The organism is Polaribacter sp. PL03 (assembly GCF_033875165.1).
In the GTDB taxonomy this organism is placed as follows: domain Bacteria; phylum Bacteroidota; class Bacteroidia; order Flavobacteriales; family Flavobacteriaceae; genus Polaribacter.
In genome coordinates, this window is the sequence record NZ_JAWZSV010000004.1 from 51,750 (window position 1) to 71,972 (window position 20,223).

At 29.5% G+C, this 20,223-nt stretch carries 10 protein-coding genes; all 10 read left to right on the forward strand.

The annotated features are described in order from the left end of the window. Positions 1-5 precede the first annotated feature (5 nt). The 10 genes from SHK09_RS09080 (at position 6) to SHK09_RS09125 (ending at position 20,222) form a co-directional block, all read left to right on the forward strand. Complete coding sequence (locus SHK09_RS09080) at positions 6-1,820, forward strand: right-handed parallel beta-helix repeat-containing protein (protein ID WP_319810461.1); 1,815 nt, start codon at positions 6-8, stop codon at positions 1,818-1,820. Between the two features lie 14 nt (positions 1,821-1,834). Further along, positions 1,835-3,361: a sulfatase gene (locus tag SHK09_RS09085; protein WP_319810462.1), complete on the forward strand. Its 1,527-nt coding sequence runs from the start codon at positions 1,835-1,837 to the stop codon at positions 3,359-3,361. 78 nt (positions 3,362-3,439) lie between these two features. Continuing rightward, the gene (locus SHK09_RS09090) at positions 3,440-4,999 is read left to right on the forward strand and encodes a T9SS type A sorting domain-containing protein (protein WP_319810463.1); all 1,560 of its coding nucleotides are present in this window, start codon (positions 3,440-3,442) and stop codon (positions 4,997-4,999) included. Between the two features lie 8 nt (positions 5,000-5,007). Beyond that, on the forward strand, positions 5,008-6,387 hold the full coding sequence (locus SHK09_RS09095; RefSeq protein WP_319810464.1) for a sulfatase: 1,380 nt from the start codon (positions 5,008-5,010) through the stop codon (positions 6,385-6,387). Positions 6,388-6,586: 199 nt separating this feature from the next. Beyond that, positions 6,587-8,107, forward strand: a complete 1,521-nt coding sequence (locus tag SHK09_RS09100) for a sulfatase-like hydrolase/transferase (protein ID WP_319810465.1) — start codon at positions 6,587-6,589, stop codon at positions 8,105-8,107. A gap of 44 nt (positions 8,108-8,151) precedes the next feature. Then, positions 8,152-10,503, forward strand: coding sequence for a glycoside hydrolase family 2 TIM barrel-domain containing protein (locus SHK09_RS09105; RefSeq protein ID WP_319810466.1), 2,352 nt, complete (start codon positions 8,152-8,154; stop codon positions 10,501-10,503). Between the two features lie 41 nt (positions 10,504-10,544). Further along, a complete protein-coding gene (locus SHK09_RS09110) occupies positions 10,545-13,304 on the forward strand; it encodes an outer membrane beta-barrel protein (protein ID WP_319810467.1) in 2,760 nt (919 codons plus the stop codon). 187 nt (positions 13,305-13,491) lie between these two features. After that, entirely contained in the window at positions 13,492-15,330 is a 1,839-nt protein-coding gene (locus SHK09_RS09115) for a right-handed parallel beta-helix repeat-containing protein (RefSeq protein WP_319810468.1), read from the forward strand. A 35-nt stretch (positions 15,331-15,365) separates the two neighbouring features. After that, positions 15,366-18,431: a TonB-dependent receptor gene (locus tag SHK09_RS09120; protein ID WP_319810469.1), complete on the forward strand. Its 3,066-nt coding sequence runs from the start codon at positions 15,366-15,368 to the stop codon at positions 18,429-18,431. A 12-nt stretch (positions 18,432-18,443) separates the two neighbouring features. Beyond that, positions 18,444-20,222 carry a RagB/SusD family nutrient uptake outer membrane protein gene (locus tag SHK09_RS09125; RefSeq protein ID WP_319810470.1) on the forward strand — a complete coding sequence of 593 codons (1,779 nt, stop codon included), beginning with the start codon at positions 18,444-18,446 and terminating at the stop codon, positions 20,220-20,222. The last annotated feature ends 1 nt before the right edge of the window (position 20,223 follow it).

Genomic DNA, 20,223 nt, shown 5'->3' on the forward strand with positions numbered 1-20,223 from the left:
AAAAAATGAATTTAAGAAATAGAATTTTACTTGTCTTTTTAATAGTTCTTAGTACTATCAGTTTTTCTAATGCAACAGAAATAATACATATAAAACATACAACAAAAGACATTACGCCAATAGTAAGAGAAGCTATTAATTGTGCAATTGAAAAAGAAATTAAAATTGTTTTCGAAAAAGGAATTTATACTTTTTTACCAGAATATGCCCACACTAAATTCTCCTTTATAACCAATCATGGTAATGGTTACAAAAGTATTGCTTTTCGTTTCGAAGATTTTTATGCGATAGAAATTCAAGGAAACGGATCTGAATTTATTTTTCACGGAAGAATGGCGCCTTTTCAATTTGAAAACTGTAAAAACATTAAAGTAGAAAATCTTACTATAGATTGGGATATTCCTTTCATTTTTGAAGCTGAAGTTTTAGCAACAAATAAAAAAGAAAGCTATATAGATGTAAAACCATTTACAGATGGTTATTCTTGGAAATTGAAAGAAGAGAAAATTTCTTTTCCGAATATTGATGGTTTTAGTTTTGATGAATTAGGTCACACACATTGTTTCGATCCGAAGACAAAATCAACCTTTTACGGTTCTTTCGGTTTACATTTAAAACCAGATAAAGTAGAAAAACTTAAAAATGGAGTTTATAGATTTTATGAGAAACTACCAAAATACCCACCTGTTGGTGCAATTTTAGCTGCAAAAGGAGGTAAGGAGTTAAATAGATATGCACCTGCTTTTCAGACTCAAAATTGTAAAGATGTTGTATATAATAAAGTAATTATTCATCATGCTTTAGGAATGGGGTTTCTATTCGAAAGAACAGAAAATATTAAAGTTATAAATTCTGGTGTTTATACAAGAGACGGTTCTAATAGGTATATTTCTAGTACTGCAGATGCTACTCATTTTGCAAATTGTAAAGGAGAAGTTTTGGTAGAAAATTGTAGAATAGAAGGGATGCTAGATGATGGTACAAATGTGCATGGAACGTATGTTAAGGTTGATGAAATTCTTAATGAATATACTGTAAGAATAGCATTACATCATTTTGAGCAAATGGGTTTTCAGTTTGCTGGCCAAGGAGATGAAGTTTGGTTTATACAAAAACCAAGTCCTAAAAGAGGTGTTGTAAATACAGTTGTAAAGGCAGAATTTATAAACGAAAAATATACAGAATTAACCTTCAAAAATAAAATACCTTTATCATTATCTAAAGATGATATATTAGAAAATAAAACATGGAACCCTGTGTTTACAATGCGTGGTTGTAGAGTAACAAAACATAGAGCAAGAAATGCAATGATTAAAACACCTTTAAAAGTTGTGATTGAAGGTAATTATTTCTCATCAGATATGTCTTCTATAGGTTTGCGAGGAGAAACTTCTAAATGGTATGAATCTGGTGCTGTTGGCGAAGTAATTATTAGAAATAACCACTTTGTAGATTGTGCACATGGTGGAACAAATCATGCTATTTTATGGGTTTCACCAAAATTGAATAAAAAGTTCAATCAAACAGAAATTTATGATAGAAACATTATTTTCGAAAATAATATTATTGAAGGTTTTAATAGTAGAATTGTTTGGGCAGATCGTTTAGACGGTTTAGTTTTTAGAAATAATACAATTAAACAAACAACAAACTATCCAAATCAATTTCCAAAAGCACCTTTGTTTGATTTTTACAATAGTAAAAATATTGAGTTAACAAATAATAAAGTAGAAGGATTTAAAGATAATATTACTGTAAAATCAGATAAAGTTTCAGAAAAAACGTTAGAAGTAAACAAAAATAAAGGTTTTAAAAAATAGAGGAATAACAAACAATGAAAAATTTAAATTACTTTTTACTAATCGTTCTAATTGTATTTTCTAGTTGCAAGACACAAGAAAAGAAAACTTTAAAAAAGACAAATAAGAAACCAAATATTCTTTTTTTTATTGCAGATGATGCTTCTATGAAAAGCTTTGGTGCTTATGGAGATACATTTATTAATACACCAGAAATAGATAAATTATCTAAACAAGGTTTGGTTTTTAATAATGCGTATAACTGTAATCCTAAATGTGCGCCAGCAAGAGCAAGTTTGGTAACAGGAATGTATAGTTGGCAGTTAAAAGCAGCAGCAAATCATTGGCCGGTTTTTCCGGAAGAATTTAAGTTTTATCCTCATTTATTAATGGAAAAAGGATACGATGTTGGTTTTACAGGCAAAGGTTGGGGACCAGGAGAATATGCAACCAAGTACAATCCTGCAGGGCCAGAGTTTAATAAATTAAAATTAGAACCACCACATAGCGGCATTAGCAATGTAGATTATGCTGCTAATTTTGAGAAATTTTTAGCAGATAAAACAGACAAAACAGGAACTCCTTTTTGTTTTTGGTTCGGTACAAAAGAACCACACAGAAGATACGAATTAGATTCTTGGAAAAAGGAAGGTAAAAATTTAAAAGACGCTACTATTCCGCCTTTTTATCCCGATAACGAAACGATAAGAGGAGATGTTTTAGATTATGCAGTAGAGGTAGAATGGTTTGATACACATATTGGAAAAGCAATTAAATCTTTAGAAAAAAGAGGATTATTAGAAAATACTTTAATTCTAATAAGTTCAGATCATGGAATGCCTTTTCCAAGAGTAAAAGGACAATTGTATGAAGAAGGTTTTCATGTACCTTTAATTGCTTATTGGAAAGGAAAAATAAAAGCAGGAAGAACGGTAGATGATTTTGTAAACTTCCCAGATTTTGCACCTACAATTATGGAGGTTGCTGGCGAAAAACCACACCAACAAATGTCTGGAAAAAGTTTTACAGATATCTTTTTCTCTGATAAATCTGGTCAAATTAATAGCAATAGAGATCATGCGTTATTAGGAAAAGAAAGACATGATATTGGTCGTGCAAATGAAGATGGTATCAATTTAAGTTATCCTGTTCGTGCCATTAGAAATAGTACTTATTTATATGCTCATAATATAAAACCAGAACGTTGGCCAGTTGGTAATCCAGAATTCGGATTTAGAAACGTAGACCCATCACCAACCAAAGATTTATTGGTTAATTTAAAACCCAATAATAAATATTACGAAATGAGCTTCGGTAAAAGACCAGAAGAAGAATTGTATAATATTATTACAGATCCTCATTGTATGAATAACTTGGCATTATTACCAGAATATAAAGAAACTTGTAAAAAATTACGAGCAGAAATGGAAGCAGAATTAATTGCACAAGGAGACCCTAGAACACTTGGTAATGGAGATGTTTTTGACAAATATCCTTATACAGGAAGACAATATGACTATGTGAATCGTAAAAGTATTCCAAGAAAAAAAAGTAAAAAATAAATTGAAATGAAAAATTTAAAAAGCAGTATCACGCTATTATTTTTGCTTTTATCAACTCTATTATTTTCACAAAATCCAATGGATAGAGTACTTCCGTTAGATAGTTATTTCTATAGCCCAACTATTAATACGGGCAATCAAATGAGTTTTCCAAATGGTGTTGCTTCAACTGCAGCATTACAAAACATGATAAATAGTTTATCTAATTCTGGTGGAGGAGTTTTAACTATTAATGCTGGAACTTACACTTTAGAACAAGTTCATATGAAAACCGGGGTTCATATTCGGGTAAACCCAAATGTAGTTTTTAAATCTGTTCCAAGAAATGCATTATTTAGAGCAGGTTATGATAGTGGTTTTGCAAATGTAAATAATTGGAGTTTTCAAAGTACAAACGGACAAAGGTTTACATTCGATTTTTCTAATTTACAACCCACCGAAGACATTAGAGCATTTCAATTAGGGAATGCAAATAATTTTAGAATTGCAGATTTTGTAATTTTAGATAATTATACAAAATTTAATGGTATTTCTTCTGGTGCTGTAGGAAATGATATTTCACAAGGTTCAGCTAAGTTTCCATCATTTGGTATTATTGAAAATCTTGACATAGAAAAAGCACATTATGGTTACGGTTTAATTCAATCTCAAGTTGCTCAAAATATTTTGTTTAGAAACTTATCTGGTGAAGGTGGCGTAACCTTAAGGTTTGAATCTGGTTTTTCTGGTCTTGCAGATAGATATCTTACAGATAAAACACCAATTATAAATAACAATTACGGTCGTAATATTTCATGTAGAAATGGTGCACACGCTGTTATGTTGTCTCCGCATACAATAACACAAGGCATTGTAGATGTAAGAGATGTTTCTGGTGTTAGTTGTGAAGCAGTAGTGTCTATTAATTTTGGTTTTTTATCAAAAAATAAAGGTCAAGAAGATAGTGCTGGTAATCCTCTTTTAGGTCATAGTTCGGGTACTTTTTCAGAAGCATCTGTAATAGCAAATGTATCTGCAACTTATGGTGTAAATGCTCAAGTAAGAGCAGCGCGTTTAAGATTTGTTCCGTGTGCATTAAGAAATCAGTTAGTTTTAGATAAGAAAAACCCAGATGAAGAATCTTATAAATCTCCATCTTTAGCACCAATATATTATTTGGCTTTAGAAGATTATGTTTCTTTAGATAGCCCAGAAGGAAGATATAAAATTGTTTTAGAGAACGTAAGTCATACTGGTTTTTCTTCGGAAGTTAGAGCAGATGGTTTGATAATAAATGGTGGGGAAAATGATTTTGAAGGCTGTGATATTGATGGCACACCAATATGGGTAAATGCAGATGATAGAAATACGCCAAATCCTTTACAAGCTTCTATAATGGCCGAAATTTTAAATGTAAATGATTTTATAAATGATGAAAATATTGTTATTTATCAACAAGGAAATTCTAAAAGACTAACTATTAAAAGTGATTTTAAAGGAACCATTAAAATCTATAATTTATTAGGAAAGTTATTAAAAGAAGCTTCATTTATTGAAAATAATACAAATGTTGATGTTTCAGAAATGAATCAAAAGATATACATTATTCGTATTAAATCTGACAAAAAAATAATAACAAAAAAAATTATTATTAAATAAATTTATTGATGAATTTACTAATAAAGCATAGCATTTTCTGCATTTTAATTTTTAGTAGCTTACTTTCTTGTAAGTCGAAGGAGCAAAAAAATAGTACAGAAAAGAACAGTTCTTACAAAAAACCAAACATTGTTTTATTATTTATTGATGATTATGGTTGGTCGGATATTGAATATCGCAATCCTATTTTTAAAACGCCAAACTTAAATCAATTTAAAAAAGAAAGTTTAGAATTTACACGAGCATATATACCAACACCAACTTGCAGCCCAAGTAGATTGTCTTTGTTAACAGGTATAGAAGCGGTAAGATTAGAAATGTCTAGACACATTTCTGAAGAAAAAGATTTTATAAATGATGATTATAATGTGTGGCCAAAAGACCCAATGCAGAGACCTTCTCGTAATTATTTACCTTTAGAAGAGGTTACGTATGCAGAAAAACTAAAAGAATACGGTTACTACAATATGTTTGTTGGTAAATGGCATTTAGGAAAAGGAAAACATTACCCAGAAAACCAAGGTTTCGATAAAACTTTTGGAACTACAGATAACGGACATCCAAAAAATTATTATTATCCATTTTTTAAAAAAGGAGATCCAAAAGAGTTTCAAAAAAACTATAAAGAAGGAGATTATTTAACAGATGTTTTAACAGACGGAGCTGTAAATTTTATTTCAAATTATGATAAAACACAACCTTTTATGTTATCGTTTTGGTACTATTCTGTGCACGGACCTTCTGTTGGTAGAAAAGATTTATTAAAGAAATATCAAGATGCAGGTTTAAAAGGAAAATATGCGCATCATGCTGCCATGGTAGAAGCTATGGATGCATCTGTTGGACGTGTAAGAAAAGCTATTAAAGAAAAAGGAATAGCAGATAATACAGTAATTATTGTATTATCAGACCAAGGCGGTGCGTACACAAATGCTCCTTTAAGTGGAGGCAAAAAAGGAGGTAATGCTTTAGGAGAAGGTGGGGCAAGAGTGCCACTTTTAATTTCTTATCCTGGAGTTACAAAGTCTAATACTGAAACAAAAATTCCTGTACAATCTATAGATGTTTTTCCAACATTAGTTGAAATTGCATCAGGAGAAAAATATGAGAATTCAGAAATTCAAGGAGTTAGTTTGATGCCAATTTTAAAAGGAAATGATCTTCAAAAAAGAAACCTTTATTTCTTTAGAAGTTATGAAGATCAATATGCAGCGGTAATGTCTGGCGATTTTAAATTGGTGAAATACCATTCAGGAAAATTTCAATTATTTAATATTGAAAAAGATATTAGCGAACAAAATAATTTAATTGGTAAAGGTTTAGAAATAGAATACCTTCTTAAAAAAGATATTTTAAATTGGGAAAAAGAAGCAGTACCTGTTTTTTAGAATAAATCAACCAAAAAAATTACTACCAAATGTATATTTTAGAACTCTCTAAATGAAATAGAATTCTTAATGATTTTGAAAAAAAAATAAAGACGAATTTATTTTAAGACACATTATAATTATCAAATATACCTTCCAAATTAAATAAAAATGTGAATTTTATTTTTATTAATAAAATAGGACTAAATTAAATTTCTTAATGAAACATATAAAATATATACTTCTTAATTTTTGCATCATTTTTACAGTTTTATCTTGTAAAAAAACGTCAGAAAAAGTTGCTCTAAACGAAATAAAAAAAGAGCGTCCGAATATTATTTGGATCATGGCAGAAGACATGAGTACAGATTTAGAAACGTACGGAATGCCAAATGTAAAAACGCCAAATTTAAACAAAATGGCATCAGAAGGAATTCGTTTTGACAATGCTTTTGTAACCAATTCTATTTGTTCGCCAAGTAGATCTGCAATGATGATTGGTACGCATCAAATTAAAACAAATACACACCATCATAGAAGTAATAGAAAAACACCTTTAGATACACAATTTAAACCATTCACAAAATTATTAAGAGATGCAGGTTATACTACAATTTTAGGAAACCAATCTGTTATGAAAAAAGGGAGAAAGATTGATGTGAATTTTAAGCATAAACCTATTGGGAATTGGGATGGGAAAACAGCGTTTGGTTTGTTTGATAAATATGATACGTTTACAAAAGAAGATCAACCATTTTTTGCACAAATTCAATTAGTAGTTACACATAGAGGAGATTGGTGGAATGAAGTTCGAGAAAAATCGAAACATCCTGTAGATCCAAAAACATTGTCTTTGCCACCATACATGGCAGATCATCCTGCAATACGTTTAGATTGGGCTAAATATTTAGATCAAATTGAATACATGGACCATGAAGTTGGAATGATTTTTAAAGAGCTAGAAGATAAAGGAATGGCAGATAATACCATTGTTATTTTTATTGGAGATAATGGACGTTGTAATATTAAAGGAAAAGGATATTTACAAGATCCGGGTTTAAGAATTCCGTTTATAGTGTATTATCCAGAACAATTTAAAGGAGGTCAAGTTAGAAAAGATGTAGTTTCTGCAACAGATATTACAGCTTCTATTGTAGATTTTGCAGGAATTAAAGTGCCAAATTACATGACAGGAAAACCAATTTTTAATAAAAATTTTGATCGAAAGTTTGTTTACGGAGCAAGAGATTTATGGGATGAAATTGAAGAAAAATCAAGAGCAGTAACTTCAGGAGAATGGTCTTATATAAGAAACGATATGCCAAATACACCTTTTGATGCGCAACAAGCCTATTTAGAGTTTTACAGACCAGCAGTACATGTTATGAGAAAAATGTACAAAGAAGGGACGTTAAATGAAGACCAAATACCATTTTTTGAACCTACAAAACCAAAAGAGGAGTTGTATAATTTAAAGAAAGATCCACATCAATTAAAAAATTTAGCAAATAACATAGATTACAAAGATATTTTAGAAAAATTACGTGCTAAAATGTTAGAGTTTGATAAAGAAATTGTTCCTGTAAGTACTATTTATAATCCGATTTCTGTTCCTGGACAACCCTTTATAAAGTGGTTTCAAAAAGAAAAACCAGCAGCTTACCAACAAATGAAAGAAGGTGTAGAAGTTGGGTATAAAAAATATAGTAAAGAATATAAAAAAACGTTGAAAAGTAAGTAAACAGTTTTCTATTGCAGTTAGTGGTAAAAATAAAAATCAAACGAATGATAATCAGTTTTAAAAAATTATTGAAGTATTCCTTTTTATTAATTTTTGCGTTTAATTTAACTTCTTGTAAAGAAGCTAATTATGAAGCAAAAGTAAATTTTAATAAAGATTGGAAATTTACAAAACTAAAGGAAACAACAACTTCAGACGAAGCTTTTAGTAAACCAAATTTTAATGCTTCTTCATGGGAAGCAGTAAGTTTACCTCACACAACAAACATAGAGCCACAAACAGTAAATAATCAATGGCAAGGTGTTGCTTGGTATAGAAAAAGTTTTAATGTTCCTGTAGATCCATCAACCAAAAAAGTGTTTTTAGAATTAGAAGCAGCAATGAATTTTTCTAAAATTTGGATAAACGGAATGTTGGTTTCTGAACATCATGGAGGATATTTACCAGTAAAAGTAGATATTTCTAAATATGTAAATAGAGGTAATAATGTTGTTGCAATAAGGTTAGATAATACAGATAATAAAATTACAGGACCAAAACCATTAAAGCGTTTAGATTTTAATATGTACGGTGGTTTATATAGAAATGCATGGTTACATTTTTCTAATAAAGTTTATATTTCTGATGCTGTTTTAGCTAAAAAAGTTGCTGGTGGAGGAATTTTTATTACTTACCCAAAAGTTTCTAAAGCTGTTTCTGAAGTAGCTACAAAAACGCACATTATTAATGAAGAAAAAGAAGCAAAAGAGGTTAAGGTTGTACAAAGTGTTTTTTATAAAGGACGTCTTGTTAAAGCACAAACATCAACTAAGAAAATAGCAGCAGAAAGTGATATTGAAATTAAAGAACTATTTATTTTAAATGAAGCAAAATTATGGTCGCCAAGAGATCCTAATTTATATCATTTAGAAACGAAGGTCTTTATTGGTGAAAAAGAAATTGATACAAAAACCACTAAATTTGGAATTAGAGTTTTTACGTTTGATAAAGAAAATCAGTTAGAAATTAATGGCGTAAAAACATTTTTAAGAGGTGTAAATCGCCATCAAGATTACCCTTTTATAGGGTATGCCTTGTCTGATAATGCACAATATAGAGATGCAAAAAAGATTAAAGAAGGTGGTTTCGATTATATAAGATTATCACATTACCCACAATCGCCTGCATTTTTAGACGCCTGTGATGAATTAGGTATTGTAGTTGTAGATGCTATTATGGGATGGCAATTTTATAATGATACAGACGCTTTTAGAGAATATTGCTACAGATCTGCTACAGAGTTAATAAGAAGAGATAGAAACAGACCTTCTGTTTTGGCTTGGGAAGTTTCTTTAAATGAAACCAAAGCAATGACAATTCCTTTTATGGAAGAATTAAATAGAATTACACATGCAGAATACCCAGGAGAGAATGTTTATTCTTGTGGTTGGATGGATGATGTTTATGACATTTATTTTCAAGCAAGACAACATAGAATTTTACATCCGCATGCTTTAAAAGACAAACCTTATTCAGTTTCTGAATACGGAGATTGGGAATATCACTCTAAAAACGGAGGATTAAATCAAGATAATTTACCAAATGATTTACGTGCAGAATTAAGTAGTAGACAAGCAAGAGCAAATGGAGAAAAAAGATTGTTAAATATGGCTTATAACCTTCAAGAATCGCATAATGATAATTTACATACTGTGGCGTATTCAGATAGTTATTGGGTAATGTATGATTACAATAGAGGATATCACCCAGATATTGAATATTCTGGAGTGATGGATTTATTTAGATTGCCAAAATTTGGATATTATTTTTATCAAAGTCAGAGAGATACAGAGGTAGTAAATGTTTTAAAATTAGCTACTTTCTGGAATAAAAATTCGCCTTTAGATGTAAAAGTATTTTCAAATGCAGCTGAAGTGAAATTATTTTTAAATGATAAATTAATTGCAAATCAGAAACCAGATCAAAATAAAAATACAGACAAACTAAATCATCCTCCATTTACATTTAAGATTCCTTCTTTTGAAGCAGGAACTTTAAAAGCTATTGGTTTTATCAACGGAAAACAAGTTTCTGAAGATATTGTTAAAACTGCTGAAAAACCAGCTAAATTAAAAATTTGGATTGATGAAAGTGGAAAGAAACCAAAAGCAGACGTTAATGATGTGGTGTTTTGCTACATAGCTGCTGTTGATGAAAACGGGACTATAAATACAGATTATACTGAAGAAATTACTGTTACTTTAAACGGTGATATAGAAATTATGAATCTGGATATAATTAAGGCGGAAGCAGGTATTGCAACTGCATTAATAAGAATTGGTAGTTCTTTAAACGGAACAGTTTCTGCAAAAACTAAAGAATTAAAAGCAGCCGATTTTAATTTTAAATTAAATTAATTTTTTAAATAGATTAAACTTTTATTATTACATTTAGTCTAATGAGCATGTGTTTAAAAAAAAGCTACAAGAGAGAAGTATTAAAAGCAATTTTAATATTTCTCTTTCTCTTTTTCTTTTCTGTTGAAGTGCAAAGTCAGTCAGCAGGAATTAAAGGTCTTGTTGTTGATGAAACAAATACTCCTTTAGAAATAGTTTCTGTAGCATTAATAAGTCCTAAAGACAATATTTTTTTAAGTTATACAACAACAGATGAAAAAGGACTTTTTCTGTTAAAAGATATTCCTAAAGACACTGTTTTAATACAGTTAAATTTATTAGGATTTAAGACGTTTTCAAAAAAACTTATTTATAAAAAACAGTTAATAGACTTAAAAACCATTGTTTTAAAAGAAGACATTAGTGTTTTAGATGAAATTGTAATTTCTGCAGTTATTCCTATTCAAATAAAAAAAGACACGGTTAGTTTTAATGCCAATTCTTTTAAGGTAAATTATGATGACAATATTGAAGGTTTATTAAATAAGCTGCCAGGTATTGAAATTGAAGAAGGAAAAATTGTTGCTCAAGGAACTACTGTTACCAAGATTTTTGTAGATGGAAAAGAATTTTTTGGTGGAGACCCATCTATTGTTTTAAAAAATATTTCTGCAGATGCCATTGCTAAAATTGAAGTAATAGACAAAAAAAGTGATGAAGCAGAATTAACAGGAGTTAATGATGGAAATAAAGAAGTAGTTATTAATTTTACTTTAAAAAAGACAAAAAAGAATAGAGGTTTTGGTAAAGTTGCTGCTGGTTTAGGTTTGGATAACAGGTATTTTAGCAATCTAAATTACAATCAATTTAATTCGAAATCGCAATTATCTGTTATAGGTAAGTTTAATAATATAAATGTAACAGGTTCTAATATTCAAGGTTTTCTCGAAAATGCAGATGGTATTGCAGATGAATCTGATGATAATTCTGAAGATGATTTCATAAAAAATCAAAAGAATTTAAGTGGTTTTTTAAAAACAGCTGTTGCCGGAATTAATTACGGAAAAGAAATAAAAAAGAAAGAATCTTTTAATGTAGATTATTTTTACAATCTTTCAGAAAACAATGGTGTTTCCAACACAAATAGAGTCTTTTTTTCCAATACAAATAACTTCAATTATAAATCTGATAATAAATATTTAAACACATCAGACAATCATAATTTAAACTTTAATTATAAAAATAAATCAAGCAAAACCAATAGTTTACGAATTAGAGGTAAGTTTTATGCAGATAAAAGAGTTTCTAATTTAAATAGAGAAGGCTTGTATTTTAACACAACAGACGAGTTGGTAACAAGAAATACAAACGTATCTTCAAATAAAAACTTAAAAAAATACGGAAATTTGAATTTGAATTATTATCAAAAACTAGCAAAACAAGGTAGAAGTTTTAATACAAGTTTTAATGCGGTTGTTAATAATTATCAAAGAGATAATAATCAGAATACTTTTATTGAAAGAAATATTAACAAAATAAATTCTTCGGATATAAATTATGAAATTTTACGAGATGAGGATATAAATTCTGCTAATATTACAGTGAAATTTAAGTACACAGAGCCTTTAGGAGGAAATCATTATTTTAATACGGAAGCTTCTTCTCAAATTTTATCTGGTAAAGAGCAAACAAATCAATACAGAAAAACGATAAGGACAACTACTACAGAAGATTTTATAGCATTTGATTATAAATATTTAGAAAATAGTTTTAAAACTAAACTTTCTCATAGTTATAATAAGGCAACCTTAAATGTATCTTCTGGTTTAGAATTACAAACCTTACATAGAAGTTTTGGTGAGGTAAATAAAGCGCAACTAAACAGAGAAGAATTGTACTTAAATCCGTATTTATTTTTTCAATATAAACCTAAAAGAGGGAAGATGTTTAGGTTTACTTATAGAAAATATATAAGAGCACCTAGACCAAACCAAACAAACCCTTTCTTTAATGATTTAAATCCGTTTGCAGTTTTTACAGGAAACCCAGATTTAAAAACAGAAAAAACAAACTCATTTTTAGCAATTGCAAACGTGCATGACTTTAATTCGTCTATAAGTTTTAATGGGCGGTTACAGTACCTAAATGCTACCGATGCAATTATTAGAAATGTTACTATAGATGACAATTATATTAGAACTATAAGTTATCAAAACAGCGGAACAAGAACTCGTTTTAATGCTTTAGCAAATGTTAGTAAAAAAATAAATAGTCTAGGTTTAAGGTTCAGTTTAAAAAATAAGTTCTCTTATAATGCAGCGAATTCAATTGTAAATTTCGATTTGAATAAAGTAGTTTCTCAAGATTATTTAGTGAATCTTATTGTAGAAAATAATAAGAAAAGGAGAGTAGATCTAAAAGCAGGAGCAACTTACATTGTAAATAACACTAGCTTTTCTATCGAAAATAATTTAGATAGAAAATTTACAACTCAGAAGTATTTTGGAATGATAGATTTTGATGTTAGCAGAAGATTTAACATAAATACCCAGTTCGATTATATTGTTTATACAGACAATAAGTTTTCAATTAAACAAGAAATTCCTATTTGGAACGCTGCAATTTCTTATGCAGTAACTAAAAAAAATAATATTGTTAAGTTGGTTTTAATAGATCTTTTAGATAAAAATGTAGATGTTTTTAGAAGAAGTACTTTAAATTATTTTGAAGAAACAAACCTACAGAGTTTAGGACGTTACATTGTTTTGAGCTATACTTACAAGTTAAATACAGGTAAAAGTAGAAACAAAAAGAATATTTAATAAATCTATTTTTTGAGCTATAGCAGTGTTTTTAGGAGTAATTTACTAAAAGACACCTAATATTTACCGATGTTATCTTAAAGTTAAGTTAAAAAAATCAAATTTACATAGCAGAAATTGTTATTGTAAATAAATGAAAAACATAAACACGAATCTTCTTAATTTTTTTCTTTTAGCATTTTTTTTAATGTTAACAATTTCTTGTAGATCAGAGACACAAAGAAAAGAAATAATAGTTTTTAAGACAGACATAAAAGAAGATGCTACTTTACCAGTTTTAAAAAGAATATTAGCTGCGGATAAAAATACTTTATCAGAAATAAAATTTGAAAAAGGAACTTATCATTTTTATCCAGACAAAGGATTTGAGCAATTTGCATATATTTCTAATCATTGCGATTTAATGGTAAATACTCCTTTTCCAATAGATGGTTTTAAAAACTTAACAATTAACGGGCAAGGATCAACCTTTATCTTTCATGGTGTAATGATTCCTTTTTTTATTGATAATAGCACAAATATTACTGTAAAAAATATTTCAATAGATTGGCACGAAGCTTTTCATAGTGAAGGGTTAATTGTTGCAAACGATGTAAAGAACAAAACATTTGACATGCAAATTTCTAACGAGTATCCTTATGAAATTAGAAACGGTCAAATTATCTTTATTAAAGAATATTACGAGCACACTTTAGGACAATCTATTTTATACGACCCAAAAAGAAAAGCAGTAGCTTTTAATACAGAAGCGTATACTGGTATTACAACTTCAGTTAGAAATAAAATAAGTAATGGTGTTAAAAGTATCAATTATAAATATGCGTATGATAAAAGAGCACCAGAATTTAAAAATATTGGTAAAGAATCTAGAATTAAGGTTAAAGAGTTAAAACCAGGTTTGGTGCGTGTTTTTGGACATACAAAACAAATGCCTCCTGTAGGAATGATTCTTACTATGAAAGGAGAACAAGGTTTTAATAGAACTTCTCCTGCATTTAGAGTAACTCATACAAAGGGTTTTAAAGGTACAAATGTTACTATACATCATGCAGGTGGAATGGGAATTATTGCTGAAAATTCTTCAGATTTAATATTAGATAATTTTAATATTACACCATCAAAAGGAAGAATGGTTTCTACAACAGCAGATGCTACACATTTTGTAGGTTGTAGTGGAAAAGTAGTTTTAAAAAATTCAACTTTTCAAAATCAATTGGATGATGCTTTAAATGTGCATGGAACTTATCAAAAAATTCAAGATGTTTTAGGTGATGACAAAATAGGTGTAAGAATGATGCACCATCAACAAAAAGGATTTGTTATTGGGCAGCCAAATGAAACGCTTGGTTTGGTAAGATTAGAAGATTCTTTTTTCTCATATGGGAAACTAACTATTAAAAATGTGAAATATATAAATAGCAGGTATCAAATTATTAGTTTTAATGAAAAATTACCATCAACTTTACAAGTAGGTGATTTAATAGAGAACTTAGATGGTTATCCAGATTTATTAGTTAAAAACTGCAAAATTCAGAATAATAGAGCAAGAGGATTATTAATTTCTAATCCCAAAAACACATTAATAGAAGATAATTTTTTTAGTACAGAAATGGAAGCAATTTTAATTCCTGTAGAAAGTGGTCATTGGTTCGAATCTGGTAATGCGGCAAATGTAATTATTAGAAATAATGTTTTTCAAGACAACCAACACAGTGGTTTTAATAGAGGTGTAATTAGATTTGCAACAGATGATGATAATAAAAATATTGCTTTTAAAAATATAGAGATTTCAAACAACACATTTAATCAGTTTGATAATTTAATACTGCAAGTTACAAATACAGATGGCTTAAAATTTATAGGAAACACAATTACAAATTCTGGTACGTTTCCGCAATTACATGTTAACAACGCAGCAATAACTATTAATACATCAAAAAATATCATTTTTAAGAATAATACATATAAAGGTAAAGCAAGTATAATAATTAAAAGTGATAATGAAACGCAGACCAAATTCAACTAATAAAAAAATCAATACAAACAAGTAAAATTCAACCCATGAAATTAAAAAATTTATTTAAAAACAAAATTTCACGTTATAGTGTACTTTGTCTTTTTGCTATTACATTTTGTAGTTTTAGCATATATGCACAAGATGTATCTATAAAGGGAATTGTTACTGATAGTGAAAATAATACTCCTTTACCTGGAGTTTCTGTATTGGTAAAAGGAACTACTAATGGTACTTCTACAGACTTTGACGGAAACTATACTATTAAAGCAGCTATTGGTGAAGTACTAATTTTTTCATATATAGGTATGAAAGGCAAAGAAGTAAAAATAACCAAATTACAACTAAATGTTTCTTTAGATTCTGATACAGAATCTTTAGATGAAATAGTTGTTGTAGGTTATGGATCTGTAAAAAAGATAGAGGTTACTGGTGCTGTTAACCGTATAAAAACAGAAGATTTAGAACAGTTTGTATCTTCAGATGTTGCATCTAGGCTTCAGGGTCAAATAGCAGGAGTTAGTGTGTCTTCTAGTTCTGGTGAACCAGGACAAGCATCTAATATTCAAATTAGAGGTATTACGTCATTATCAGGTAGTAATACGCCACTTTATGTAGTTAATGGTATTCCTCAAATTGGAGATCCAGGTTTAGCTCCTAATGAAATTGAAACTATTGATGTATTAAAGGATGCCGCTTCTACCGCAGTTTATGGATCTAGAGGAGCCGCAGGTGTAATTTTAATTACAACCAAATCTGGAAAAGATGGAGTATTAAAAGTTGATCTTAATTATACGTTTGGTATTCAAACATTAGGGGAAGGAAGTCCTTTAATGAATACAGAAGACCAAGTTTTTTATGAACTTGCTACAGGCCTTAATACAGGAATTGGAATTCCAATTAATAACAATCCAGAATGGATTAATAATGATACTAATTTTGATAGTTATGTATTAAATAAAGCTGCAGAAGTAAAATCGTATAGTCTAAATGTTTCTGGAGGAACTGATAAATTATCTTACAGCGCAGTAGGTAGTTTATTTGACCAAGATGGTGCTTTAGTTAATTCTAGTTTTAAGCGTTATAATGGTCGTATAACTACAACTTATAAAACTGAGAAATGGAAAATTGATGGAAGTATAGCTTCAACAACAGATAAAACACAGAAAGCAACTAATGGGTTAATACAAAGTGCTATTAAATTTAAACCTTACTTTCCTGCATTAGATTTAAACAGTGGTATTGCTTCTACCAATGGAATTGGAGGTGTTACAACACCTGTTGTTGCATTGTTAGATGCATTAGGCAGAAAAGATATTGCTACTAGAGATAGAACTAATATTAATTTAGGTATTAAACGCTCATTAACTAGTAATTTAGATTTTATAACAAATGTAGGTAGTTCAATTACTAATAATGTTAGAAATACCTTTAATCCAGATTATGTAATATTTGATGTAACTGATGCTACTTTTTCTGAAAGTCTTCCTGAAAAAAGTGGAGTTACCGCTACCTCAACAAGAACTACTAAATTTAGTTGGGATGCTGGTTTAAGTTATAATAAACAATTAGGAGATCATAAAATAGGTTTTCAGGCTGTTGTAACATTAGAAGAGGATAATAATGAGACTTTTAGTGCTAGTATTCAGGGAGTTGATGATAATAGTATAACTGTTTTAAACGGTGGTACAATAAATAAAAATGTAAGTAGTGGTTTTAATTATACTACTAAAAGAATTGGTACACTAGCGAGACTTCAATACAATTATAAAAGTAAATATATAATTTCTGCACTAGCTCGTTATGATGGTTCTTCTAGATTTGGAAAAAAATATAGATGGGGAACTTTTCCATCTGTAGCAGCTGCTTGGAATGTTTCTAGTGAACCATTTTGGGAACCTTTAAAAGGAACAATTAATACATTTAAAATAAGATTGAGTCGAGGTGAAGTAGGTAATGATAATTTTGATGATTATGCATTTGCAAGTTTAGTAGAACCATTTGCAGACTATATTTTTGACGCAAATGATGAATCTGTAGATTTTGGTTCTGCAGTTAGAGCCTACGCAAACGCAGATGTAAAATGGGAAACATCAGTATCTAGTAATTTTGGGATGGACTTATCTTTTTTTAGAAGTAAGCTTAACTTAACTATTGATTATTACGATACACAGAAAAAAGATATGTTATTCCCTGTAACCTTACCAGGTTCTGCAGGTGCTTATGATGAGTCTGAAGTAACATTTAACGTAGGTAATATGGTAAATAGAGGACTTGAAATAGGTGCAAATTATAGAATGTCTATTGGAAAAAGTAAAATAACTTTAGGAGGTACATTTACTGCAAATGATAATGAAATAACTAAAGTTGCTAGTAATAATGTAATATTTAATTCAGGGTCTAATATTCAAGGAAGTCCTATAACTGCCATTGCAAAAGGGTTTGAAGCTGGTTCTTTTTTCTTATTTGAAACAAATGGTACCATAAAAAACCAAGAACAATTAGATGCATACAGACTTTTTCCTTCTAGAGCAAGTGCAGAGTTGGGAGATTTAATATATGTAGATACAAATAATGATGGTAGAATATCTAGTGAAGATAGAACGTACCAAGGAAGTGGTTTGGCAGATTATGAGTTTGGTTTTAATTTTAATTGGAAAATGAATGGTTTTGATGCATCAATGAACTGGTTTGGAACTGTTGGGTCAGAAATATATAATGCTAATAAAAATGTAGCTTATGGTTTTCAGCGTCATCAAGATTTAGTTGGTCAATGGACTGCAGAAAACCCTACATCTAATATTCCTTCTTTTAGAGGAAGAAGTGATGCACATCCTAATTATGCACCAGAAACAGATTATTGGATCGAAAAAGGTGATTATTTAAGATTAAAACAAATTACACTTGGTTATACGCTGCCTAAAGATGTTAGTACAAAGATTGGTTTAAATACATTTAGAATGTATGTAACAGCTCAAAACCCAATAACTATAACAAATTATCAAGGTTTTGATCCAGAAATTGGTGGTAATAATGTAGCAACAAGAGGTGTAGATTCATCTAGATACCCTTTAACTTCAATTTATAGTTTAGGCTTAAAAGTATCATTCTAAAAAACATACAAAATGAAAAATATATCAATAAAATTAATAGTAGTTCTTGCAGTTGTTTTTTTGCAATCATGCGAAACGTATTTAGAGGAAGAAAATCCCAATGCTTTATCTAGCAGTACTTATTGGCAAAATTTAGATCAATCTAATAAAAACCTTACGTCTGTTTATGGCGCTATGCTTAACCCATTTATAATAAGTGTAGGAGAAGAATCATTACGATCAGATTTTGCTTTTCCAGGAAATAGAGCAGATGTTAGAACAGGTAATGGTCTTTTGCTTTTTTACAAACAAACAATAAATGAAGATAATTCTGTTATAAATAGTCGATGGGATGCATTGTACAGAGTAATCTTTAGAGCCAACCAAGTTATAGATGGTTTAAATGGGATGACAGAGAGTCTTAAAAATCAAGATCTTTGGGCAGAACAAATGGGACAAGCTCGTTTCTTTAGAGGATTAGCACATTTCTATTTACACTCGGTATATAATAAAGGTGAAATTGTTATTAGAGATTTTGTACCAGCAACTACAGAAGATTTTTCAAAACCTTTAAGTACTTCAGAAGAAGTAAAAGAATTTTTTAGAGCAGACTTATTGTATGCTTATGATAATTTACCAAACTCTTTTCCAGAAAAAACTAGGGTTACAAAAGGTACAGCAGCAACTATTTTAGGAACAAGTTTTTTATATTCTGCATCAGAAGAAGGAATTGCTGCAGATTACCAAATAGCAAAAACATATTTTAATGATGTAATTACTGGGCCTTATGGATATCAATTGGTTCAAGATGCAAGTATTATGTTTACTGCAGCTGGAGATTATAATTCTGAATCTATTTTAGAAATTAATTATTCTACAAATCAACAAATAGAAGATGATAATGGAGACGTAGAAAGTTTTTTTACAGAAAATGCTAGACTTTCTGCTCCTAGAGCAGGTGGTGGTGCAAATCCTTTTAATCAATGGACACCTTCTGCTTGGTTAATTAATGCATATGCAAATGAATCTTTAGATGTAACAGATGCAAGAAATACGGTTATTGACCCAATAACAGGATTGCCAAGAACAAGAACAGTTTCTTTAAGATCTTCTGCAATGATAGCAATGGTTAATGACGAAGATGTTCAATATTATAAAGCATATTCAGCGCCAGTTTTACAAAATTTTGCGCAAGGTGGTAAATATGCAAATTTTAAAAAATACACCAATCATGATATTACGGATAATGAATCTAATTTGGGCGCAACAAATTTTAAATCAGGTAAAAATGTAATTTTAAATAGATTAGCAGATGTATATCTAATGTATGCAGAATGTTTAATTATGGCAGATAATAATGTTTCATCAGCAATTGAAAACTATATTAATCCTGTTAGAAAACGTTGGGGATTAACATTACTAGATCCAAGTGCTAGTTTGGTAGATGCTACACCTTATACTCAAACATCGTTAATGAATCATTTAATGTTTGTAGAACGTCCATTAGAGCTTTCTACAGAAGGTTTTTCTATAAGAAATATAGATTTAAGAAGATGGGGAGTTGCAGCTCAAAGATTTAACGATTTAAGTACTCTAGATTTTTATGTAACAGATTATAATTATTATGACCCAGCTGTAAATGGTACAGCTACTGGTGCAGATTGTTTTGTACAATTTGGTATTAGCCCAGATCCTGTAGCAGATCCTCAAATAGAAAGAGAACATGTAGATGCAGCAAAATTTTATACAGACGGCTATTTCCCATTACCTACTAGCGAAACATTAAATAATTCTGAAGTAACAGGAGGATAAA

Coding starts and splice junctions, on each gene's coding strand:
- SHK09_RS09090 (WP_319810463.1), top strand. CDS start 3,440: ATGGATAGAGTACTTCCGTTAGATAGTTATTTCTATAGCCCAACTATT.
- SHK09_RS09100 (WP_319810465.1), top strand. CDS start 6,587: ATGAAACATATAAAATATATACTTCTTAATTTTTGCATCATTTTTACA.
- SHK09_RS09110 (WP_319810467.1), top strand. CDS start 10,545: ATGAGCATGTGTTTAAAAAAAAGCTACAAGAGAGAAGTATTAAAAGCA.
- SHK09_RS09080 (WP_319810461.1), top strand. CDS start 6: ATGAATTTAAGAAATAGAATTTTACTTGTCTTTTTAATAGTTCTTAGT.
- SHK09_RS09125 (WP_319810470.1), top strand. CDS start 18,444: ATGAAAAATATATCAATAAAATTAATAGTAGTTCTTGCAGTTGTTTTT.
- SHK09_RS09105 (WP_319810466.1), top strand. CDS start 8,152: ATGATAATCAGTTTTAAAAAATTATTGAAGTATTCCTTTTTATTAATT.
- SHK09_RS09115 (WP_319810468.1), top strand. CDS start 13,492: ATGTTAACAATTTCTTGTAGATCAGAGACACAAAGAAAAGAAATAATA.
- SHK09_RS09085 (WP_319810462.1), top strand. CDS start 1,835: ATGAAAAATTTAAATTACTTTTTACTAATCGTTCTAATTGTATTTTCT.
- SHK09_RS09120 (WP_319810469.1), top strand. CDS start 15,366: ATGAAATTAAAAAATTTATTTAAAAACAAAATTTCACGTTATAGTGTA.
- SHK09_RS09095 (WP_319810464.1), top strand. CDS start 5,008: ATGAATTTACTAATAAAGCATAGCATTTTCTGCATTTTAATTTTTAGT.